A 21,776-nucleotide genomic window follows, 5' to 3' on the forward strand; every position below is an offset into this window, starting at 1 on the left:
TCGAGATCAGAGGCTACGGGGCATGGGCGCTATGACCCGTCCGTTCTGCAACCCCAGTACATGACATAAAACATGCAGAGCCACTTCTCAGGCAGTGCCGGCGGAAGATCCTGCCTTGTGTCCCACCTACTCTGCCCCCGTTGCGATCCCCGGCAGATCGCCGCCGAAGAGTTCACGGGCCCGGGATAGGGTGATCTTCTTCTCATTCAGCGCCCGCAGGATGAGAAGGTGCATATATGTGGGCGCCTCCGGTCTGACCTGCCGCCCTGGCTCCTCATCCCCGACCGTCACCCGGTTCAGGCGGATATACAACCCCTTTGCCGTCCCCCCGGTGATCACCCCGAGGTCATGGGCACGGCGGATCCAGGCCCAGTACTTCGCTAATTTTAGAAACCCCAAATCCCCCTCTACCGCCCGAAGCCCGCCCAAAATCGAAAGATCTATATAGATTGCAGGCTTCCCCTCATGCCTTTACCTAAATCGAGGGTGACCTGCAGAAAGAGCAACATTCTGAAACCTAAAGACTGTTGCGCCCCTGTTGTTTCGGCACTGGATCAGCATCTAACCATTCCCATTCAGGGAAAACTCACTCAAACGGACTTGATTTCTTCTCTGGTCGGCATGGCTGTAATGAATCAGTCAGTTCACTCAATCACCCACATCCTGGATCGGGTACCGTGCGAAACGTCCGTTCGCTACCACCTCAAAAAGCTCGATATGGCCGATTTGGAACAGAATAACACCTCGATCCTCACCACCCATATGCACCACGTCCTCAAACCGGGGTACGCCTATCAGTTTGCGATTGACTTTACCAACGATCCGTACTACGGGTCAACCGATGAGGAGAACGAAGCCTATATCGTGCGAAGTAAGCGTAAAAAGTCAACAAATGAGTTTTATTCCTACATCACTCTGTATGTGACCACCAGGAACCGGCAGATGACGCTGGCCGTGTTCCCGGTGCGCCGGGATACCTCGAAGGTCGGATACATCGCGCAATGTCTCGATCGGATCACTGAACTCGGTCTTCGCATCGAAGTTCTCTGCCTGGATCGGGAGTTCTACACCCGGAAGGTGCTCGGGTTTCTGATGGACGTCCAGGTGCCGTGATAGTGTAACGAATTTTCTGTAAAAATAATTTGGCCCTGAATCCAACCTAGATTTGCAGAAAGGAGAAACAGGGCCATGGATCCCTTAGCGTTAATCGAAGATTATCTTTCCGATAATGAGAATGGCATGAAGACCCTCATCACCTGGTTCCTCAACCAGGTGATGCTGCTCGAAGCCCTCCACCAGGCGGGAGCCGAGCAGTATGAACGAACCGATGCGCGGAAGGCTCACCGAAACGGCTACAAGAAGCGATCTCTGAAAACCCGATATGGAGAAACGATCCTCCAGAAACCGCAGTTCCGAGAATTTCCCTTCGAAACACAGGTATTTGGACGCTATTCCCGGGTTGAGAAGGCTCTTGAGAATGCTATCTTTGAATCCTACCTTCAGGGAGTCTCAACCCGCCGGATCCAGGAGATTGTTGCTCATTTTGGCATCGAACAACTCTCTCCTGCTTCAGTATCCAGGATAGCAAAGGACCTCGATGAACAGGTCCATGCATTCCTTCAGAGGCCGATTGAACAGGAGATTCCCTATCTCTTTGTGGATGCTTCGTACTACAAAGTCAGAGAGGGACCACGGTACATCACCAAAGCTCTTCTGGTGATCGCCGGTGTTCGAATGGATGGCTACCGGGAAATCCTGGGAGCTAGAATCACTGATTGTGAAAATGAGATGTTCTGGTCGGGATTGTTCGAAGACCTCAAAGAACGAGGATTGGTGGGTGTCAAGATGGTTGTCTCAGATGGTCATGCCGGGATCCAGAAGGCGGCGGAAGCCGCCTTCCTCGGCGCATCGTGGCAGATGTGCTCGGTCCATTGCACCCGGGCGGTTTTAAAGAATATTCCACGGAAACATCAGAAAGAAGTTGCTGAGTCCTTGAAGGAGGCATATGGGGACGAGGAAAGACTTCAGCAGCTTGCAGATGATCTGAACGAACGAGGATATCGGAAAGCGGCCAATACGATCGAGAGATTCATCCCGGGACTTATGAGTTACACGGCGTTCCCGAAAGAGCACGCAAAGCGGATCCGAACGACGAACATGATGGAAAGAGTCAACAAGGAACTGAAACGGAGAACCAAAGTTGTAGGGGCCTTTCCCAATGAAGAGTCACTCCTCAGGCTGGCAGGATCCATCCTGATGGACATCAATGAGGAGTGGGTGACCGGCAGAAGATATTTGACGATGGAGGGGGAATGATCAAACAAGGAGACAGGGCTCAGACGAATTACAGAAGATCTGAAACACTACCGGTGCCGTTCATCGTTCCTGTCAGGAAACACGGGAAAAGGATGAAACAAGTCCTCCAGGGAACCCACTCCCGGTATGCTGAATATCGGATGCACGGAAAACCGGTGCTGGTCCTGAAGATTGCGATTGCCGTGAAGTATGCAAAAGGAAAACGGGGTAAGCGCGGCGTTGAGAATCTGGGTTACGTCGTGGGAAACCTCCGGTGGAATCCCCATCGGGTCCATCAGACCTATCGGTCCAGGTTCTCGATTGAATCGTCCTATCGGATGCGCAACCAGGTGAAACCCCGTACGAGCACAAAAAACCCGGTCATCCGGTATCTCTACGCCATAATATCGTTCCTCCTCAAGAATATCTGGATCGATCTACTCTGGAAGCACTTTTCCCCCGTGAAACAGGGACCACAAACCATTGAGGTGCGCGGCTTCCGGTTCAGCTCCTTCATGTGCATAATCTGGGAGGCGATCCGCACATCGATGAGGGGTGCCAGAGCCATTCCTGTGTTAAGGTATCCTGTTTAGGAAAGGGAGCGAGAAACGCCGTTGAATGAAATGAGAGGGAGGAAGGAATTAGAGAAGTACTGAGGCCTTCATGCTCATCCCGTACTTGTGTTTGAGCAGGGAGAGTTCCCGCAGATCGATGGCGCACCGCTGCTCTCCCAGCTCCTTCCAGACCATCTCATCGGGCACAAGAAATGCCCCGGCAAAACGGTGTGTCGCATCCTCCTCATCGAGAGAGGGATCGACCTGGAGGAGCAGATGCCCCAGTTCATGGGCACAGTTGTAGCGCTGGCGGTCCCCGGTCATGGACGTGTTGATCGCAATCACCGGCGTTTGTTCGTCGTGATAAAACGTCAGGGCGTCAAAAGAATCAGGGGCGTCAAAGAGTCCGACCCTGATGCCGTGCTGCTCAAGCACATCCATCACGTTCTCGATCGGATCTGTGCCCAGGTCCCATGCATCCCGGACCATCCGGGCGACCGCCTCCACATCGTCAAGGGTGGACACCAGGCACGCCTCGCGGGGCGGGAGGTCCAGCCTGGCCGTGATCCCGGCGATCATCTCGACCTCCAGGTAGCGTTCAAGCCATTCGGTCACCTTCCCATGAATGATGCGTTCCTCCTTTTTCGTGAGGGATTTCCGGCAGCGATAACGGGGTTCTGAGACATCAGCCACAATCTGCCTGAAGAAAAAATCGATGTTCACGTCCAGGGCCTCGCTCAGGCGGATGAGCATCTCAGAACCCGGGATCACCACCCCTTTCTCATACTTTGAGATCGCCGTCGCACTCACGCCGATTGCAGCGCCAAGGTCCCGCTGGCTCATTCCAGCACTTCTCCTGGCCACCCGGATTCGCCCGGCAATGCTCACACCGCACACATCCTTTTCTCCCCGTCAGTTTACAAATGGAACAGATTGTTAGATTTTGTAAACTATACTCCGGGGGACACCATGATATTTGAAGATTGTGATGTTTCTGGGGTGCCTTCTTCCGGGGAAAAGGGGGGGCGGGTATTGGGATTCGGGAGGTTCATCCTCCCATAGTTCGAATCAGTGATGATCTCAAGGGAGATGCCGTAGAGAGACCAAATAATCACTTTAATATATCAATCAACGAAAATAGAATCCAATGGACCTTTTTCCAGGAATCTATGAACAGGTAATAAATGAATACCTCCAATCAAAACTCTCCTCCCTCAGACCAGATCAAAAACCCTTCACAGATACCATAAAACACTATGATCCTCAGGCCATTCTGTCCCGCTATATTCGCACAATAACCGAAAACGCCCGATAGTGTAACGAATCTTCTGTAAAAATAATTTGGCCCTGAATCCAACCTAGATTTGCAGAAAGGAGAAACAGGGCCATGGATCCCTTAGCGTTAATCGAAGATTATCTTTCCGATAATGAGAATGGCATGAAGACCCTCATCATCTGGTTCCTCAACCAGGTGATGCTGCTCGAAGCCCTCCACCAGGCGGGAGCCGAGCAGTATGAACGAACCGATGCGCGGAAGGCTCACCGAAACGGCTACAAGAAGCGATCTCTGAAAACCCGATATGGAGAAACGATCCTCCAGAAACCGCAGTTCCGAGAGTTCCCCTTCGAAACACAGGTATTTGGACGCTATTCCCGGGTTGAGAAGGCTCTTGAGAATGCTATCTTTGAATCCTACCTTCAGGGAGTCTCAACCCGCCGGATCCAGGAGATTGTTGCTCATTTTGGCATCGAACAACTCTCTCCTGCTTCAGTATCCAGGATAGCAAAGGACCTCGATGAACAGGTCCATGCATTCCTTCAGAGGCCGATTGAACAGGAGATTCCCTATCTCTTTGTGGATGCTTCGTACTACAAAGTCAGAGAGGGACCACGGTACATCACCAAAGCTCTTCTGGTGATCGCCGGTGTTCGAATGGATGGCTACCGGGAAATCCTGGGAGCTAGAATCACTGATTGTGAAAATGAGATGTTCTGGTCGGGATTGTTCGAAGACCTCAAAGAACGAGGATTGGTGGGTGTCAAGATGGTTGTCTCAGATGGTCATGCCGGGATCCAGAAGGCGGCGGAAGCCGCCTTCCTCGGCGCATCGTGGCAGATGTGCTCGGTCCATTGCACCCGGGCGGTTTTAAAGAATATTCCACGGAAACATCAGAAAGAAGTTGCTGAGTCCTTGAAGGAGGCATATGGGGACGAGGAAAGACTTCAGCAGCTTGCAGATGATCTGAACGAACGAGGATATCGGAAAGCGGCCAATACGATCGAGAGATTCATCCCGGGACTTATGAGTTACACGGCGTTCCCGAAAGAGCACGCAAAGCGGATCCGAACGACGAACATGATGGAAAGAGTCAACAAGGAACTGAAACGGAGAACCAAAGTTGTAGGGGCCTTTCCCAATGAAGAGTCACTCCTCAGGCTGGCAGGATCCATCCTGATGGACATCAATGAGGAGTGGGTGACCGGCAGAAGATATTTGACGATGGAGGGGGAATGATCAAACAAGGAGACAGGGCTCAGACGAATTACAGAAGATCTGAAACACTACCACATACTCGGGGATCGACTCGATCGTCTCGCCGATCAGATCCTCCTCGTTGTACGCCGGGACCACCACGGCGACCCGCTTCCCGCGGTACTCTGGCTCTCCAGACCCGGGGGTGGCGGAGGAGACAAACGTACCTGCATACGCGGCCACCCCCGCACTTTCGGCCAAAAACGGCATTCCTGTACTATCCACGCGACACTCCCCAACCGCCCCTCCTCACCGCCGCCCTCGCTCCACAAGCACAGGGGATCCTACGATTTCCCTGAATTCTTGAGGTGCGGGGAGGTTCCGTGGGGGGAACAGTTATTTAAATTGATGAGTAAATTGGTTTGAAAGTATATAACCATACGGTTTCGCCCGCGAAGGCAAAACCGAAGGCATATATACGAATGAGCGCCCCCGGGCAAAAGTGAAATATAAGAAAAGATCCCCATGAGAGATCGCGCGGGGAGGGCGGCGCCGGCAGGCGCGGCAAACCGCCGGAGCCCATAAAAAGGTTATGATGTCGGCATCCGGCGGCACGGCGAAGGCCTCGACTATTCAGACATTCTTGAAAAGATATATCCTCAGGGGGGGCGACCTATAGGAGTGATGACGAGGGCGAAATATGCGGCGGCCGGCGCGCTCGCCGCCTGGGCAGCGGTGGTGGGGGCGTTCATGCTCTTAAACCGCACTCTTGACCTCGAGGTCTACTTCGTCCTCGCCCTGATCGGCCTGTTGGTGGTGGCGGTGCTCATCGACACCCCGTTCGCGCAGCCGAAATACATGCGGCGGATGAAATACCTCATCGCCGCCGGGGTGGCGGTCTTCGGGTATATCGTCGTGATGAAGGTGATGGAGATCGTGGCGAAATGAGAGGGGCGCACCTCCTCCTGGCCGGGCTCGCCGCCCTCTGCATCGTCCTCCTGGCAGCCCAGGCGGCAAGCCCCCTCCTCTGGACGGCGGCGGACGCCGCCGCCACGGTGGCCGAACGCGACCTCTCGGTGGCGGCGAAGATGAACGCCGATAAGGCGGAGTCGGTGATGCCCCTGATGCAGGACATCCTCTCGCAGTCAGGGACGATCGTCCTCTCGGTGAAGGTGAAGGACTGGGAGAGCGCACAAAGAGACCTCGAACGCTACGCCGAGATGACGCAGTCGATGAGCAACCTGGTCGTCTCCCTGGACCTCTCCGAGACCGACGTCCAGGACTTCTCCAGCCGCAGCCGGGAGAACGTGGAGGCGCTGCGCACCCTGGTGAACGGGACGCAGCGCTTCGAGGAGATCAAGGAGCTCCAGATCGAGTACAGGAACAAGGACGACCCCGGCAAGCTCTACTCGATCATCTACGAGGGCGAGGCGCTCAGGGACGAACTCTCCCAGGCCTACACCTCGTACGCCGGCCAGAAAGAGCAGGTGGCCGATATCGGCCGGAAGTACGAGCGCGACACCACCGCCTACGAGGAGAGCGTGGACGGCTATAAGGAGATCGTCGAAGAGGTAGCCGAGGTCCAGGTCCGGGAGGTGAGCGCCTCTGCCCCGGTGCTCCCGCCGCCGGCGATCTCGATCTTCCTCACCCCTGAAGAGGCGCGCTACGGCGAGACGGTCCAGGTCCGCGGCCTCCTCGCCACCGGGGAGGACGGCGCCGGGGTGGACCTCTACGTCGACAGCCGCCTCTCGGCGAACGCCACCACTGCGGACGGGCGCTACGAGTTCGTCTACACGATCGGGCGGCTCCGCACCGGCACGCACCTCGTCTATGTGCAGTCCGGCAGGTCGGTCTCAGACCTGGCGCAGTTCTCGGTGCTCTCCTCGCCCTCGGAGATCACCCTCGCGGCAAAGGCGAACGTCACCGCAGGGCTCGCGGCCTGCACCGGCAGATTGACGGCCCCCGGCCGCGGCGTTCCCGGCGCCGAGGTGGCGATATTCGTCGACGGGAACGCGACGGCGTGGGCGCGGACCGCGGCGAACGGGGCGTACGAGATCGAGGTCCCCCTGGAGCCCGGGCACTATGCCATAAAGGCGGTCTTCGCCGGCGAGGGCTTCCCCCTGGAGCCCGCGGAGAGCCAGGAGCTGGAGGTGACGATCATCGACCCCTTCGGGTTGATCAAGACGGCCCTCACCGCCCTCGCCGCCGTCTCGGTCGGGCTGATCGCCGGGTTCGCGTACCTCCGCCGCAGCCGGCGGAAGGCGCCGGAGGTGCAGCCCCCGGCGGCAGAAGAAGAGGAGGCGCCGGTCGAAGAGGAGGAGGAGATCCAAAAACCCCCCGAGCCGACCGGCCCGCTCTCCCCCCTCGACGAGGCCGCCCTCCTCTGGGAGCGCTTCGCCCTCGCCGCCGGGAGGCGCTTTGCGATCAGGAACCCGCGCTCAAAGACCCCGCGCGAGGTCGCCGCCGCCCTGGCAGAGACCCCGGTCGCGGACGCCGCGGGGGCGTTCGCCCGCCTGTACGAGCGGGTGCGGTATGCCGGCATCGCCTGCGGCGAGGACGAGGTGGGGGAGCTGCGTGCCCTCTACCAGGCGGTCGCCGGGGGATAACGATCGTTCCCCCCGGATGGCACGCCGGGCGAGGAGAAGATTCCCACCTGCGGAACCGTCTATATACCATTTTCCCATGGAGGGATCAATTGTCAGAGCATCGTCTGCGCTACACAGTACTCATGGAGCAGAACGAGGACGGAGGCTACACCGTAACGGTTCCATCGCTCCCCGGCTGCATGGGTGAGGGGTCCACCCGGGAAGAAGCGCTGGCAAACATCGAGGAGGCGATCTCAGGATATATTGAGGTAGCCAGAAACCTGGGACGGCCCATTCCCGTTGAGGTTTCCGTATCTCCCAATACAATCAATGCAGTATGAAAATTCCAAGAATCACCGGGGAAAGAGCGATCAGGGCCCTGAAAAAAGTGGGTTTTGAGGAGGTTGGCGTGCGAGGAAGCCACCACTACCTCCATCATGCCGGGCGCGGTGCCATCGTCACGATTCCGGTACACGCCCGGAAGACCCTTGCTCCCTACATTCTCGCAAATTCATAACGAGCCATATCCTAAATGGCTGAATTTCGACTTAATTTATAAACAAGGCAAATTTCATTGATGGATATATTTGCGCTCGTTAGGTGTCAAGTACAACACATAACGATATTGGGCATTTCCAGAATACTGAAAATATATCAACTAAATTGCAATCAAACGAATATTGTGCCTCATTTTTCTCCTCATCGTTACGTATCTCCGAGAATACAGGCTGCTCCAAAGACACTTCAGACGATTCTATTTCAGGCCGGTCTCTCTGTCGACGAGTTTCGAACGCTCCTGTAACTCCAGGATCTCCCGCACCACCCGGTCTCGGAGATGTCGTCACGCGGAGTAACCACATTGCAGTCATTCTCCCGAATGACAGATGCCGTGATGGGGATGTGTCCGGGGAAAAAGGAGACCTTATAGATCCCGGGCATTTGATGAAGAAGGTAAAGCCGATATTTGCTACGCAGGTGCGGCGAAACGTTCTGTGCAACCTCGCCGATGCCAAGCACGCCGGGTTTGTTGAGTTCTGCTGTCGACGAAATGCCCCTCGAAAAATCCTCAATGCTGGAATCAAGGATATGATGGAGGTACGCAGGATCTTCCGGCTTCGTGAACTACCCCGGCCTGAAGGCCGGGGTCTTCCTGCTCCACCCCTTTACCCCACAAGATAAATCACCACTTCATCACGACCTATGGCATCGGCAAGATAGGGGCTGACCGCCTTTTCCGTGACGAGATCGACGTTTCTATGGAGGGCAGCCTTGAGTTCGTCCTCGATCCGCACGATCTGGAGAAGACTTTTTGTGCGGCCGAACCTGACCAGGATATCGATGTCGCTCTCCGGGCCGGCCTCCCCCCGCGCATAGGAGCCGAATATTGCGATCCGCTCGGCATCGTTCTGCGTCAGTACACGAACGATGGTCTCACAGATCTTCTCGGTCAGGGTATACATTCCTCTTGCTGTAGCCTGCCCCATCATCATCCTTTCGGCAGAAGAGCGGTTTCGCCGTCACCCCTGCTCCCGGGGCGATTTTCTACAGGTCCACGCCCTCAAAGAGCGCCTGGAGGATGAACGGGTTCTTCTCCTCCACGAGGCGCTCGAACTCCGCCGGCGTATAGCAGAGGGGCTCGACCGGGAGATCGGTGAGGTCGAGCAGGGCGGCGATGCGCCGGTGGAAGCGTTCGGAAAAATCCCCGATCACGATCAGGTCGATATCGCTCCCTTCGTGCATGGACCCCCTCGCCGCCGAGCCGAAGAGGACGATCCGATCGACCCTGAACCGGGAGCGCACATCCGCCGCAAAGGCGCGGAGGGCCTCCATCAGGTCGGGAGAAGGGGCCGTGCTGCCTGTACGATATACTCTGCAGACCTGATGCATTCCTCTGCATCCTCCTCTTCGAAATATTCACAGGGGGCGAGACCGCCGGCGATGCTGTCCGGGTACCGGGTCGTGATGTACACACTGTCCAGGTGCTTCGCATCGCGCCGGAAAGAGAGCAGGGAGGGATCATCGATCTCCCTGAGCAGTTCGAAGACCGAGTGCGTGATGATCCTTCGCGCCCCCCTCCCGTAGAGCACTGCCTTCAACGATTTTTCGGCGCTCTGCTGTGCCTGAAAGCAGGCCCACTCGAAATCTTCGCTGGCGAGGCTGTTTCGTGCGCTCCGCAGATCTTTTTCCGCCTGCATCATCCAGCGCTGTGCCTCCCCGATATTTTTGTCCATGTATGTACTGTGGTAATGATCCCCGGGACGCTATAATCTATTCCCCCGCCAGAACAGAAAGGTTCATCCCCCCGCCGGTGGCGAAAACACATACCGATGAACCCGCAGATCCCCGCCCTCATCCTCATCCTCTCCCTCCTCATCGCCCCGGCCGCCGCCGATAAGGTCGTCATCACGGCCCAGATCGGCCTCGCGATCACCAACCTCACCGTCTCGGCGATCGGCTCAGACCGCGCCGCGGTCTCCTGGGAGACCGACCGGAATGCCGCAGGATGGGTCGACTACGGCAATGCCCCGGGAGACTACCGGCACCGCATGGACGGAAAAACACCCGGAAACCGCCACCAAATCGCCCTCGCCGGCCTCCCTGCCGGCTCCACCATCTACCTCAGGGCGGGATCGGCGTGGATGAACCTCAGTGCATACTCAGGCGAAGTGGCGTTCTCCACCCTGAGATCAGGCGGAGGGGGCAACACACTCTCGATCGCGGTGCCGGGGGTCAGGCCGCCCGTTCAGACCACGGTCGTCGAGACCACAAAAACCGCACAGACCCTCGCGGCAGAGACACCGGCGCCCACCGGCGGGGAAGGCGGCGAGGATGAAACCGGCACCGCACCCTTCCTCGTCGCCCTCATCCTCGGCGCCCTCCTCCTCGCCGCCGTCAGGTGGCAGATGAAGTAGCCCTACCGCCGCCGGCGGAGGAGGGCATACCCACCGCCGAGGAGGGCGATCCCGCCGAGGACGGGGACGAGCGGGAGACCGCCCCCACCGACCGCCACCGCCCAGCACCCGGGCCGGTCTGAAGAGGCGGTGAGCACGCCCCGGGCCGGATCGCACGCCGTCCCCACCGGCACCCAGGCGCCGTCCTCCCGGTACGCGAGGCAGAGACGGCCGGGATCGCCCCCGGCAGAGGCGAGGTCTTCAGGGGAATACGCCACCTCGATCGTCATGGGGGCGTTCAGCCGCCCGGGTATCCCGGCGATGGCAAACGCCGTCGCCGCCGGGATATCATCGACAGAACAGGGCCCGAGCGTGAGCCGCGCCCGCGAGAAGACCGCCCCTGCAGGGATGCGGAGCGTGATCCGGCCGTCAGGGGAGGAGAGCACCGAGGCGCGGGAAGGGTCCAGGTCGACGGAGACCTCAGGGAAAGCCGCCGCGCCCTCGTCGAGGGCGACCTCCACGCTGCGCTCGTCCAGCACGGTGCCGTCCCCACCAGAGATCCGCGCCGCAACCCTGCAGGTGCCGGACGGCAATGCTGCCTCCACCGGGATGGAGAGCCTGACCGAGCTCCCCGGGACGAGGGCATGGGCCGCCGGATCGACGGCGCCGCTCCAGATCACCGGGCCGCCGGCATCCCTGACCTCGGCCGCCCCGGAGAGGCCGTAGAAGTGGCGGTCGCCCGTATGCGTCACCCAGATCTCCACCGCAGGCGCCCCGTCGGTGACGAGGTCCACCGAGTCTATCCTGGCCGTCTCCGCAACAGCGCCCGGAGAGGTGAGCATCACCGGCACCTGGACGGCGGTGACGACGCCCATCGCCCCCTCGCCCGCGGGCAGGGTACGGATCGATATCAGGGCGTAGAAGCAGCCTGAAGACGGCGGGGTGAAGGTAGCCCGCACCGTCGCCCGCTCGCCCGGCACCAGGTGAAGAGAGGTCGGCGAAACCGAGAGAGAGGAGCAGGCAGAGCATGGCCCGGTCGCCACGTACGAGAGATCAGGAGCGTTCGCGAACCCCAGCACCTCGACGACGGCGTCCATCTCCCCCTCCCCCGGGCTCGGCTCCACCACGATCGTGTGGGCGGCCGGCACGCCCGGCGAGACCTCGCCCTCCCACTTCGCCCCCGTCACCCTGAGGGCGGCAACCGGGGCGAGGAGAAGAAAGAGAATGATGAGCAAGGCTGCGATTGACCTTCTGGATATCATATACCACCTACAGGGCTGAGGCGACGAAGGTGACGACAATCCGGTACGACTGCCCTTCAGACAGGAGGGTATCTGAGGGTTCCAGCCGCTGCTTGATCCCGATCGCGTACTGGTCCCCGGCATCGTCCGATATCCCGACCTTTGACTCAATGCTCTGCTGCACCCCGCTCAACGAGACATATGCACCGGTGCCAGATTTGATCTGCAGGGGATTTTTCAGATAGGCCCCGAGATAACTGCTCTCATACTTGGTCAGATGGCCAGCGGTCTCGGCCGGTTTCCCGCCGTCCCGGGCATCATAGACCTTCACATCATACCCCCCGGCGTTGTTCGAGAGCACCGTCATCGTGATGCTCCCCACATCCTCGTTCTCCCCCACGGTCAGGCTCCAGTCGGCGATCGAACCGGCAACCGTCAGGTCCACCGACGCCCCGAAAGTGTCGGTCTCGATCTCGGCAGAGCCGTTCGATGCCGCAGCAGCGGTCTGGAAAAGGAAGAACACGGCAATCAGTGCAAAATAGAACCATTTTTTCATAATAATACCTCAATACACAATAATTTTGAATTATATTCGCACGGAACATAAATTGCACGATCTGAATCAGATCAGAAAAGAGATATACCAGAATAGATGCGCAGACCTCTTTTTGACAGAAGAAAACCCGGCCCTCATGCCTCCAGCCACTCGTAGATGGGAACAACGTGAATCGCCCTCCCGTCGACGACCAGTTCTTCAGATTCCGACGCCGTGACAATGACGCCTTCGTCAAGGGCATAGGCATCCATCGCCTCAACCAGCCCGCGTATCTCCCTCTTTTGCGTGCTCTCCTCCTTGAGAGACCATGTCACCTGGACGGCCTGGACGATCGTTCTGCCCGACTTCACCAGAAAGTCGCACTCGTACTGGCCTTTATGGTAATAGATCCCGCCGTGCTTTCTCCTCAGGGCGATATATACGAGGTTCTCCAGGAGTTTTCCCGCGTTTTCCGAAAAGGTGAAGGCGACGGCATTGACAAGCCCCGTATCGAGAGCATAGATCTTTTTCGGGTTTGCAACCTGTTTTTTTACCGAGGGATCAAATTTCATCACGGTGTACAGAAGAAAGGCGTCTTCTGCATACTCGATATATTCCTTCACGGTATCGGTCGAGACCTGAAGGCCATCGGCGATGCGGTTGTAGGAAAGCGTGGTGCCGACATTGGAGATCAGATAATAGAGCAGATCGACCAGGTCGCTGTTGTTCCTCAGCCTGTTTGGAAAGATGATGTCCTTGAGGTAGATCGTCTCATAATAATTTTTGAGGATCTGGATCTTCAGGCTCTCCTGCTCTTCCAGGACCACCCGTGGAAACCCGCCGAATTTCAGATAGTCCTCGAGATGCTGCCGGCGCTCGACAACGGTCGGGTGTGCGACCCCACAAAAGCGGAGGTATTCCTCAAAAGAAAGGGGATAGACGGTACAGGAGAAATATCTGCCTGAAAGGCGGCTGCTCTCTCGCTGGAGCAGCGACGATGTGGACCCGGTCAGGATGCACTTCACCGTGCTCTTTGTGTCATATATGGTCTTGATCGCCTGGGCCCAGTATGAATAATTCTGGATCTCGTCGATGCAGAGATAAAACCGCTCGACATGGGGGTGACGGGCGATATGATCCTCGACGATGCCGGTGATCAGGGCGGGATCGTCTGCCATGGAGAAGAAGAACGGCTCATCCAGGTTCATGAAAAGGATCGCCTCGCCGGCCACCCCTCGTTCGAGAAGAGACCTGATGATCTGGTATACGAGCGTGGATTTTCCGGTTCTCCGGGCACCGAAGAGAAGAAGCACCTCCCTCGCCTCCATCGTAGCCTCGATCTCGGGGAAATACGATAGGCGCCCAACACCGGTTTCAAACGCTTTTCCAAACCACCAGGGGTTTTGACTTTCAAGAGCAATCCGGAGCCTGTGATCCATCTGTCGATTATAATCGACAATACATGATTAACGTGTCGACTACAATCGACACCTTCACACCCCCTCCAGCTCCCGGAACCGGAAGACCACCCGCCACTCCTGCTGCTCCCTGAGCATCACCTCGTTCGCCTCCTCCAGGAGATCGCAGAGGTCGTCCATCCGCTCGGCCCGGCGGATGCGGAGCGTGATCGACGAGAGATGATGGAGCATCGCCGCCGCCCGCTCGGCATTGTGGCGGTACTCCCGCTGGATACGGATCGCCGAGAGGGAGGCCGCCACCGCCGGCAGCACGATGGTGGCGGCGGCGAGCAGAGCGCCGTCGTGGTGCACGGCCCCTGAGGCATGGGCGGCGGCGGCGATGAGGGTGGCGATGAAGAAGAACTCCCCCGCGTGGAGGAGGAGGTCGTACCACCGGCGGTTGTGCCTTTCTGTCGCCGCGTAGAAATCGACCTGCCGGTCGATCCAGGCCGAGAGCAGGAAATGCTTCAGGGGTTCGAGCGGGACCGCAAGAGAGCAGTACTCCAGCGGGCGGACGTCAAGCAGCCCCTCAAAGGCCCGGGACATCCAGTCGTCGGCATGGTGGGTGAGGGTGATCCCCGGATGGGTGCCCGGCACCGAGCAGCGGACACAGACAAAACAGAGGAAGATCGCCGACCTGATCCGTTCGGCAAGAAACCGGTAGTCGAGCCACTTGCGGTGCCAGTCCAGCGTGCGGGCGGCGATCAGCAGCAGGATGGCGGCGATCGCTCCCACCTCGACCCAGATGAGGGAGGGGAGATCGGGAAGGAGGAGCGCCTGCACCGTGACCGCCGCAATCGCCACCGCAGAAAGGGCATAGACCGCCGTCCCGGCGCCGAGGTGCAGGAGACCGTAGCGGTCGGCAAGGATCCTGGTCCGCGCATAATGGGGGAGAAGCGATGCAGCGACCGGTTCGAGCAGAGCGGCGTCCAGACCGGCGGCGCGGAGCTGGCCCTGGATCGCCGCGGTGCGCTCATCCACCTGCCGGCCAATCCGTTTCGCGTCCACCCGTTCGGCATTGTAGGCGTCGAGCGAACGCAGCGTCGCCAGAAAACCACCTGCACCTGGCCCCTCGACAACGCCGCCGCCATCCATGACCCGGAAGACCGGGACGCCCGAGAAGCGTGCGGCGGCAATGAGACCGGCAGGTGCGTCGGGAAAAACGACGACCAGATCGCAGCCGTCGACCTCCTCGACAGACACCGCCCGGACAGCGAACGTGCGGGGCGTACGGGCAAGGACCGCATCGATACGCCCGATCACACCGGCAGGATCGCCGGCCCCGGCCGTGCCGACGGCGAGATCGATCTGCAGGGCGAGCGGGTCCACAGGCGCCTCACCCCTGCCCGAGGGCGTCCCTGATCGCCCGGCGCACCGCGCCCGAGGGCTCGCCCTCGAGCGCCGCCCGCAGGGCCGCCTCATGCCCGCCGATCTCGCCAAGGGCCCATGCCGCCGCTTTGCGCGCCGGCGGGTTCGCATCCCCGAGCACCCGGGCGAGGGCGTCCCCGGCCGCGGGATCGGCGATCAGGCCGAGCGCCCTCGCGCCCATATAGCGGACATGGTCTTTCTCGTCTGAGAGCGCACGCACCAGCGCCCCCACGGCCCGCCGGTCGCCGATCAGGCCGAGGGCCTCGGCCGCCCGGTAGCGGAGGCGCCAGTCTGGATCCCTGAGCACCGGGATGAGCGCCGTCACCGCCGGCGACCCGATCGCTGCCAGCGCCCGGGCGGCCTCTGCCCTGACCGCCATAGCGGGATCGCGCAGCGCTGCAAGAAGCGGGCCGGTCGCCGCCGCATCCCCGGTCCCGCCGAGGAGCAGGGAGGACATCCGTCTGATCCGGGCGTCTTCGGCGCCGCCGAGGGCGAGGGTGAGCGCCTCCTCCCCAATCTTCTCCTGGTTCATGCAGGTGATCTCGCCCTCCTCCCTCAAACTACTTGTGGCAAAAAAACGAGAGAGTGTGATCAGCATGGCGGCATTCACCCCCGGCGACCCGGCGCTGTACATCAACCGCGAGCTCTCCTGGATCGAGTTTGACCGGCGCGTCCTCGAAGAGGCCTTCGACCGCACCCACCCCCTCCTGGAACGGGTGAAGTTTCTCTCGATCTTCTCCTCGAACCTCGACGAATTCTTCATGATCCGCGTGGCCGGGCTGCGGCGGCAGATCGCCTGCGGCGCCCTCGAGGCCCCGCCCGACGGCATGAGCCCACAGGAGCAGATGCAGGCGATCCGCAAGCGCCTCGTCCCCCTCCTCCAGGAGCGGCAGCGGTGCTGGGAGGAAGAACTCCTCCCGGCCCTGGAGAAGGAGGGGATCGTCGTCCACCGGGCAAAAGTCCTCCCGGAAACGGCGCAGGAGGCGATCAGGAAACGCTTCTTCGAGGAGGTCTTTCCGGTGCTCACCCCGATGGTCATCGACCCCTGCCACCCCTTCCCGGCGATCTCGAACCTCTCCCTCAACCTCGCCGTCGCCGTCAGAAACCCGGCCACCGGCGAGCGGGCGCTCGCGCGGGTGAAGGTGCCGACCGACCTGATCCCCCGCCTCCTCAGGGTGCCCGGGATGGAGGGGCACCACCTCGTCTTCATCGAGGAGGTGGTGGCCGCAAACTTAGACCTCCTCTTCGTCGGCATGGAAGTGGAGGAGTGCCACGCCTTCAGGGTCACCCGCGACGCCGACATGGAGATCGAGGAGGACGAGGCCTCTGACCTGCTCACCGCCGTCGAGGAGGGGATGGAACTCCGCCGCCGGGGCGCACCGGCCCGCCTCGCCGTCACCACCTCGATGCCCGGGTGGATCCGGGAGCGCCTCGCCGCGCACCTCGGCCTCCCGCCGATCCAGGTCTACACCACCGGCGGCCCCCTCGGCATGGCCGACCTGATGGAGATCGCCGGGATCGACCGGCCCGACCTCAAAGACCCCCCCTTCCTCCCGGCCGTGCCGGCCGAGTTCACCCGGGGCACGCCGGCGATCCCCGCCCTTTCGGGCCGGGACCTCCTCCTCTACCACCCCTACGACAGTTTCGCCCCGGTCGTCGCCGTCCTGCGGGAGGCGGCGCACGACCCCGCGGTGCTCGCGATCAAGCAGACCCTCTACCGGGTCGGCCCCAACTCCCCGATCGTCGCCGCCCTGATGGAGGCGCGGCAGAACGGCAAGCAGGTGACCGCGATCATCGAGTTAAAGGCGCGGTTCGACGAGGAGAACAACATCGGCTGGGCCCGGGCCCTGGAAGGCGCCGGCGTCCATGTCGTCTACGGGCTCACCGGCCTCAAGGTCCATGCGAAGGTCTGCCTGATCGTACGAAAGGAGAGGGACGGGATCGTCAGGTACGTCCACCTCGGCACCGGCAACTACAACGCCCAGAGCGCCAGGGTCTACACCGACATCGGGCTCTTCACCACCGACCCGGCGATCGCCGCCGACGTCTCCGACCTCTTCAACGTCCTCACCGGCGTCTCGCGCAAGGCCGACTACCGGAAGATCCTGGTCGCCCCGGTCTCGATGCGCAAAGAGATCCTCGCACGGATCGAAGGGGAGATCGAACGGCAGCGGGCGCACGGGGACGGCCGGATCATCTTCAAGATGAACGCCCTCGTGGACCGGGAGTGCATCGACGCCCTGTACCGCGCCTCAGAGGCCGGCGTCCAGGTCGACCTGCAGGTGCGCGGCATATGCTGCCTGCGCCCGGGCATCCCGGGCGTCTCTGAGCGGATCACGGTCACCTCGATCGTCGGGCGGTTCCTGGAGCACGCCCGGATCTACGCCTTCGGCAGCGGCGAAGTCCTCCTGGGCAGCGCCGACCTGATGCCCAGAAACCTCGACCGGAGGGTGGAGGTGCTCTTCCCGGTGGAGGACCCGGCGATCAGGGCCGGGCTCCTCCGGGTCCTCGCCGTCCACCTGGAAGACGACGTCAAGGCAAGACGGCTCCGCCCGGACGGGTCGTACGAGCGGCCAGAGACCGGCACCTGCAACGCCCAGACGTGGATGATCGCCCACCGGCCGGGCGGGGAGGGGCCATGAACCGGGCGGCGGTGCCGCCGGGGGGCAGGGTCGCCGCCTTCATCGATCTCGGCACCAACTCGGTCCGCCTGCTGATCGTCAGGCTCAACGAGAACGGCTCCTACACCGTGCTCACCAGGCAGAAGGTGACCGTCCGCCTGGGCGAAGGGGAGTTTGAGAGCGGACGCCTCCAGCCTGCGGCGATGGAGCGCACCGTCCTCGCCTGCAAAAACCTCATGGAGGCGGCCCGGGGCTTCGGGGCAGACGAGACCGTGGCGGTCGCCACCTCGGCGACGCGGGAGGCGGAAAACCAGGACGAGTTCCTGGCATTGATGAAAGAGGGAGCCGGCGTGGACCTTGAGGTGATCTCAGGGCTCGAGGAGGCCCGGCTCATCCACCTCGGCGTCGCGTCCGGCGGGGATACCGGCGGGAGGGAAGCGATCTTCATCGACATCGGCGGCGGCTCGACCGAGATCTCGGTCGGCGGCCACCACGCCCCCCGCCACCGGACAAGCCTGAAACTCGGGGCGATCCGGCTCCCGGCCCTCTTCCCGCCGGATGAAGACGGCCGGATCGACCTGGAGACCTACGAGGCGATGCGGGCCTATGTGCTCGCCGCCGTCCGCCCGGCCCTCGACAGCTTCGGCGACATCGGGACCGACCTCGCCTTCGGGAGCTCGGGGACGATCGAGAACCTGGCGGCGATCGCCGGGGACCGGAGCCTCCTCGCCTACACCGACCTCTGCGCCGCCCTCAGGAGGCTCTATCCGATGAGCCTGGAAGAGCGGCGGCAGATCCCGGCGATCAACCCGGGCCGCGCCGACATCATCGTCGGCGGCGGCGTGATCCTGGAGGTGCTGATGGCCGGGATCGGCCTCCCCGCGATCAGGATCTCCGACCGCGGGGTGATCGACGGGCTGCTGGTCGATTACCTCAGCGGGTTCGAGGGGTTCCTGCAGGGCAGCCCGGTCCCGGTCCGCCGCCAGAGCGTCGTGCACCTGATGCGTGCCTGCCGCGCCGACGAGGGGCACGCCCACCAGGTGGCCCGCCTGGCCCTCCGCCTCTTCGACACCGGGGCGGCATCAGGCGTCCACGCCCTCGGCGAAGAGATGCGGGAACTGCTCGAATACGCCGCCCTCCTCCACGACACCGGAAAGATCATCGCCTTCCGCAACCACCAGCACCACTCCCGCTACATCGTCGAGAACGCCGGCATGGTCGGGTTTTCCCGGCGGGAAACCCTGATCATCGGCGAGACCGCATGCTTCCACCGCAAAAAAGCCCCGTCTGAAAAGGCGCTCATCGCCGCAGGGCTCGATCCCGCGGGGGCAAAGGCCGTGCGGACCCTCTCGGCCCTGCTGCGGATCGCAGAGAACCTGGACCGCAGCCAGCTGGGCCTCGTAAACGACGCCGCCCTGAGGGGAGAGGGGGAGGGCGTCGTCATCGAGGTCAGGAGTCAGGGCGGGTGCGACCTCGAGATCTGGGGCGTGCGCGACGCCCTGCCCGCCGTCGAGAAGTGCCTCGGCCGCAGGGTGGAGATCAGGGTCGCATGAAAGAAAAAACCTTTTTTTAAAGCCCTGTGCTCTTTCAATCAAATTTTAAAAAGAAAGAAGCGCCCAGGACGGAATTCGAATCCGTGTCGATGCCGTGACAGGGCATCATGATAGGCCTCTACACTACCTGGGCTCATTGCAGATCCCGCCTCCCGGAGTCGAACCGGGGACATCGCGGTAGCCGCGCGGTTACCGAAACGGCAAACCAAACTACAGCCGCGCACTCTACCAGTCTGAGTTAAGGCGGGTATTGCGTTACATAGGTGGGTTAAGGGAGTTATTAAAGGTATTGGTGGCGTCGGATGCCGGAGGAGGCACCTTTTTATACTGCAACATCGTTTTTTGAGTATGTCTCACACCAACGCAGACACAACCGCAACGAGGGGGAATCGTTTTCTTTGTCCCCGGAAATGCACGTAAGAACATAGCTCTTTTCGACACCACCCTGCGCGACGGCGAACAAACGCCGGGCGTCTCCTTCACCATCGATCAGAAGGTAGAGATCGCCCGCCAGATCGCTGCGATACGGGTCGGCACCATCGAAGCCGGATTCCCCGCCTCTTCAGCCGACGAGCTGGCTGCGGTGAAGGCGATCGCCGCCGCAGAGACCGGGGCCCGGATCTGCGGGCTCTCGCGGATGAGAAAGGACGACGTCGACGCCTGCATCGAGAGCGGCGCCGACATGATCCATGTCTTCATCCCGACCTCGGACATCCAGCGGGAGCACACGATCAAAAAGACGCGCCGGGAGGTGATCGAGGCCACCGGGGCGATCGTCGCCTATGCCCGCGACCACTTCGACCGCTGCCTCTTCTCGGCGATGGACGCCACCAGGACCGACCCGGACTACTTAATCCAGGTCTGCCGGGCGGCCGTCGACGCCGGGGCGACGACGGTGAACATCCCTGACACCGTGGGCGTGATGACGCCCTCGGCGATGAAGGAGCTGATCGCCCGCGTCGTTAAAGAGGTGAACGCCCCCATCGACGTCCACTGCCACAACGACTTCGGGCTCGCCGTCGCCAACACCCTGGCCGCCGTCGAGGCCGGGGCCGCCCAGGTCCAGGTGACCGTGAACGGCATGGGCGAACGGTCAGGCAACGCCGACCTCGCCCAGACGGTGATGGCGCTGGAGGCGATCTACGGGATCGAGACCGGGATCGAGACTACCCGCCTCGTCGAGACCTCAAGGCTCGTCTCGCGCTATGCCGGGATCAGCATCCTGCCCTACCAGCCGGTCGTCGGCGAGAACGCCTTCTCGCACGAGAGCGGGATCCACTCCCACGGCGTCCTGGAGCGCTCCGACACCTTCGAGCCCGGGATCATGACCCCGGAGATGGTCGGCCACCGGCGGCGGCTGAAGCTCGGCAAACACGCCGGCCGCCACGCCGTCAGGCAGACGCTCGCCGACGCCCACATGAGCCCGGACGAGGCCCAGCTCGACGTGATCATGGAGAAGATGAAGGCAATCGCGGGCCGCGGCCGGCGGATCACCGACGCCGACCTCTACGCGATCGCCGAGGAGGCGATGGGCATGGCCGGCGTCGCCCATGCAGTCGAGCTGCGGGACATCGCCATCCTCACCGGCAACCACGTGATGCCCACCGCCTCGGTGAACCTGACCGTGGACGGCATCGAGAAAGTGGCGTGCAGCACCGGCAACGGCCCGGTGGACGCCGCCATGAAGGCGATCCTGGGCTGCCTGCCCAGGCCGGTCCACTTAAAAGAGTTCTCGGTGGAGTCGATCTCCGGCGGGACCGACGCCATCGGCCACGTCACGATCGCCGTGGAGGACGCCTCGGGCCGCATATTCGACGCCTCGGCCTCCTCCGACGACATCATCATCGCCTCGGTCGAGGCGATGGTGAACGCCATCAACCTGCTCCAGCGGGTGCAGGGGAGCGAGAAAAAGGAGTGACGCTTCTTCCCGGTCACACCTTTTTTTCCGGGTCTTTCCCCCTTTCACGCGGGTGATCCCTCCATCATCTCACGGCATGGGCACTGCAGGCGTGCATTTCCCGGGGAGGGCCATCGTGTCCTTCGCACCTGGAGGGTGGGGAAGACGGGAGATCCGGTGCGCCTCGCCCCGCGCATGCGATAGGGGCAGGGATGGACAAAACACTCCGGCTCGCCCATCGATCAATGTTCATCGACAGATGCGCCGCTCAGCCTGTCCCCGCATATCCAGGGGCAATCGTGCGCG

23 protein-coding genes and 2 tRNA genes are annotated in these 21,776 nt (G+C 61.2%); 12 read left to right on the forward strand and 13 right to left on the reverse strand.

What is annotated here, in order from left to right:
- Positions 1–126: 126 nt before the first annotated feature.
- Positions 127–399, reverse strand: a complete 273-nt coding sequence (locus tag HWN36_RS05810) for a hypothetical protein (protein ID WP_176788491.1) — start codon at positions 397–399, stop codon at positions 127–129.
- A gap of 318 nt (positions 400–717) precedes the next feature.
- On the opposite strand from HWN36_RS05810, the gene HWN36_RS05815 reads away from it, so the two are divergent.
- The 3 genes from HWN36_RS05815 (at position 718) to HWN36_RS05825 (ending at position 2,888) form a co-directional block, all read left to right on the forward strand.
- The gene (locus HWN36_RS05815; protein ID WP_176788492.1) at positions 718–1,113 is read left to right on the forward strand and encodes a hypothetical protein; all 396 of its coding nucleotides are present in this window, start codon (positions 718–720) and stop codon (positions 1,111–1,113) included.
- 75 nt (positions 1,114–1,188) lie between these two features.
- Positions 1,189–2,316: an IS256 family transposase gene (locus HWN36_RS05820; RefSeq protein ID WP_176787304.1), complete on the forward strand. Its 1,128-nt coding sequence runs from the start codon at positions 1,189–1,191 to the stop codon at positions 2,314–2,316.
- Positions 2,313–2,888, forward strand: coding sequence for a hypothetical protein (locus HWN36_RS05825; protein ID WP_176788493.1), 576 nt, complete (start codon positions 2,313–2,315; stop codon positions 2,886–2,888). The genes HWN36_RS05820 and HWN36_RS05825 overlap by 4 nt, the downstream gene beginning before the upstream one ends.
- Positions 2,889–2,936: 48 nt before the next feature.
- On the opposite strand, the gene HWN36_RS12260 is transcribed toward HWN36_RS05825, so the two are convergent.
- On the reverse strand, positions 2,937–3,746 hold the full coding sequence (locus HWN36_RS12260) for a helix-turn-helix domain-containing protein (protein WP_343044935.1): 810 nt from the start codon (positions 3,744–3,746) through the stop codon (positions 2,937–2,939).
- Between the two features lie 490 nt (positions 3,747–4,236).
- Here HWN36_RS12260 and HWN36_RS05835 point away from each other — a divergent pair, with 490 nt between their 5' ends.
- Positions 4,237–5,364, forward strand: a complete 1,128-nt coding sequence (locus HWN36_RS05835) for an IS256 family transposase (RefSeq protein ID WP_176788494.1) — start codon at positions 4,237–4,239, stop codon at positions 5,362–5,364.
- Here the strand turns inward: HWN36_RS05835 and HWN36_RS05840 are convergent, their stop codons facing one another.
- Entirely contained in the window at positions 5,365–5,592 is a 228-nt protein-coding gene (locus HWN36_RS05840; protein WP_218133197.1) for a glycosyltransferase, read from the reverse strand.
- Between the two features lie 414 nt (positions 5,593–6,006).
- Here HWN36_RS05840 and HWN36_RS05845 point away from each other — a divergent pair, with 414 nt between their 5' ends.
- The 4 genes from HWN36_RS05845 to HWN36_RS05860 all read left to right on the forward strand — a co-directional run bounded on the left by HWN36_RS05845 (position 6,007) and on the right by HWN36_RS05860 (position 8,424).
- The gene (locus tag HWN36_RS05845) at positions 6,007–6,270 is read left to right on the forward strand and encodes a hypothetical protein (protein WP_176788496.1); all 264 of its coding nucleotides are present in this window, start codon (positions 6,007–6,009) and stop codon (positions 6,268–6,270) included.
- Positions 6,267–7,928, forward strand: a complete 1,662-nt coding sequence (locus tag HWN36_RS05850; RefSeq protein ID WP_176788497.1) for a DUF4129 domain-containing protein — start codon at positions 6,267–6,269, stop codon at positions 7,926–7,928. The genes HWN36_RS05845 and HWN36_RS05850 overlap by 4 nt, the downstream gene beginning before the upstream one ends.
- An 89-nt stretch (positions 7,929–8,017) precedes the next feature.
- The gene (locus tag HWN36_RS05855) at positions 8,018–8,248 is read left to right on the forward strand and encodes a type II toxin-antitoxin system HicB family antitoxin (protein ID WP_218133198.1); all 231 of its coding nucleotides are present in this window, start codon (positions 8,018–8,020) and stop codon (positions 8,246–8,248) included.
- Positions 8,245–8,424 (forward strand): type II toxin-antitoxin system HicA family toxin, encoded by a 180-nt coding sequence (locus HWN36_RS05860; RefSeq protein ID WP_176788498.1) that lies wholly within the window; start codon positions 8,245–8,247, stop codon positions 8,422–8,424. The genes HWN36_RS05855 and HWN36_RS05860 overlap by 4 nt, the downstream gene beginning before the upstream one ends.
- A 646-nt stretch (positions 8,425–9,070) precedes the next feature.
- Here HWN36_RS05860 and mntA read toward each other — a convergent pair.
- From mntA to HWN36_RS05875, 3 genes are all read right to left on the reverse strand, one after another.
- Entirely contained in the window at positions 9,071–9,367 is a 297-nt protein-coding gene (mntA, locus tag HWN36_RS05865) for a type VII toxin-antitoxin system MntA family adenylyltransferase antitoxin (protein WP_246269856.1), read from the reverse strand.
- 82 nt (positions 9,368–9,449) lie between these two features.
- Positions 9,450–9,737 (reverse strand): nucleotidyltransferase domain-containing protein, encoded by a 288-nt coding sequence (locus HWN36_RS05870; RefSeq protein ID WP_176788500.1) that lies wholly within the window; start codon positions 9,735–9,737, stop codon positions 9,450–9,452.
- Positions 9,737–10,138, reverse strand: a complete 402-nt coding sequence (locus HWN36_RS05875) for a HEPN domain-containing protein (RefSeq protein ID WP_176788501.1) — start codon at positions 10,136–10,138, stop codon at positions 9,737–9,739. The genes HWN36_RS05870 and HWN36_RS05875 overlap by 1 nt, the downstream gene beginning before the upstream one ends.
- 96 nt (positions 10,139–10,234) lie before the next feature.
- Here HWN36_RS05875 and HWN36_RS05880 point away from each other — a divergent pair, with 96 nt between their 5' ends.
- The gene (locus HWN36_RS05880; RefSeq protein ID WP_176788502.1) at positions 10,235–10,819 is read left to right on the forward strand and encodes a fibronectin type III domain-containing protein; all 585 of its coding nucleotides are present in this window, start codon (positions 10,235–10,237) and stop codon (positions 10,817–10,819) included.
- 2 nt (positions 10,820–10,821) lie between these two features.
- On the opposite strand, the gene HWN36_RS05885 is transcribed toward HWN36_RS05880, so the two are convergent.
- The 5 genes from HWN36_RS05885 to HWN36_RS05905 form a co-directional block, all read right to left on the reverse strand.
- Complete coding sequence (locus tag HWN36_RS05885) at positions 10,822–12,033, reverse strand: hypothetical protein (protein WP_176788503.1); 1,212 nt, start codon at positions 12,031–12,033, stop codon at positions 10,822–10,824.
- 34 nt (positions 12,034–12,067) lie between these two features.
- Positions 12,068–12,595, reverse strand: a complete 528-nt coding sequence (locus HWN36_RS05890) for a hypothetical protein (protein ID WP_176788504.1) — start codon at positions 12,593–12,595, stop codon at positions 12,068–12,070.
- A gap of 134 nt (positions 12,596–12,729) precedes the next feature.
- The gene (locus HWN36_RS05895) at positions 12,730–14,013 is read right to left on the reverse strand and encodes an ATP-binding protein (RefSeq protein ID WP_176788505.1); all 1,284 of its coding nucleotides are present in this window, start codon (positions 14,011–14,013) and stop codon (positions 12,730–12,732) included.
- 54 nt (positions 14,014–14,067) lie between these two features.
- Positions 14,068–15,453 carry a hypothetical protein gene (locus HWN36_RS05900; RefSeq protein WP_218133199.1) on the reverse strand — a complete coding sequence of 462 codons (1,386 nt, stop codon included), beginning with the start codon at positions 15,451–15,453 and terminating at the stop codon, positions 14,068–14,070.
- Positions 15,368–15,997: a HEAT repeat domain-containing protein gene (locus HWN36_RS05905; protein ID WP_246269857.1), complete on the reverse strand. Its 630-nt coding sequence runs from the start codon at positions 15,995–15,997 to the stop codon at positions 15,368–15,370. Before HWN36_RS05905 ends, HWN36_RS05900 begins: the two co-directional genes overlap by 86 nt.
- Here HWN36_RS05905 and ppk1 point away from each other — a divergent pair.
- Positions 15,996–18,041, forward strand: a complete 2,046-nt coding sequence (ppk1, locus tag HWN36_RS05910; RefSeq protein WP_176788507.1) for a polyphosphate kinase 1 — start codon at positions 15,996–15,998, stop codon at positions 18,039–18,041. The genes HWN36_RS05905 and ppk1 overlap by 2 nt on opposite strands.
- The gene (locus HWN36_RS05915) at positions 18,038–19,573 is read left to right on the forward strand and encodes a Ppx/GppA phosphatase family protein (protein ID WP_176788508.1); all 1,536 of its coding nucleotides are present in this window, start codon (positions 18,038–18,040) and stop codon (positions 19,571–19,573) included. Before ppk1 ends, HWN36_RS05915 begins: the two co-directional genes overlap by 4 nt.
- A 60-nt stretch (positions 19,574–19,633) precedes the next feature.
- Here the strand turns inward: HWN36_RS05915 and HWN36_RS05920 are convergent.
- Both HWN36_RS05920 and HWN36_RS05925 read right to left on the reverse strand, forming a co-directional pair.
- Positions 19,634–19,706: transfer RNA gene (locus HWN36_RS05920), tRNA-Asp, on the reverse strand.
- 10 nt (positions 19,707–19,716) lie between these two features.
- A tRNA-Tyr gene (locus HWN36_RS05925) sits at positions 19,717–19,821 on the reverse strand.
- Between the two features lie 140 nt (positions 19,822–19,961).
- On the opposite strand from HWN36_RS05925, the gene HWN36_RS05930 reads away from it, so the two are divergent.
- Positions 19,962–21,491: a 2-isopropylmalate synthase gene (locus HWN36_RS05930; RefSeq protein ID WP_449405517.1), complete on the forward strand. Its 1,530-nt coding sequence runs from the start codon at positions 19,962–19,964 to the stop codon at positions 21,489–21,491.
- The last annotated feature ends 285 nt before the right edge of the window (positions 21,492–21,776 follow it).

This window comes from Methanofollis tationis (assembly GCF_013377755.1).
Classification (GTDB): domain Archaea; phylum Halobacteriota; class Methanomicrobia; order Methanomicrobiales; family Methanofollaceae; genus Methanofollis; species Methanofollis tationis.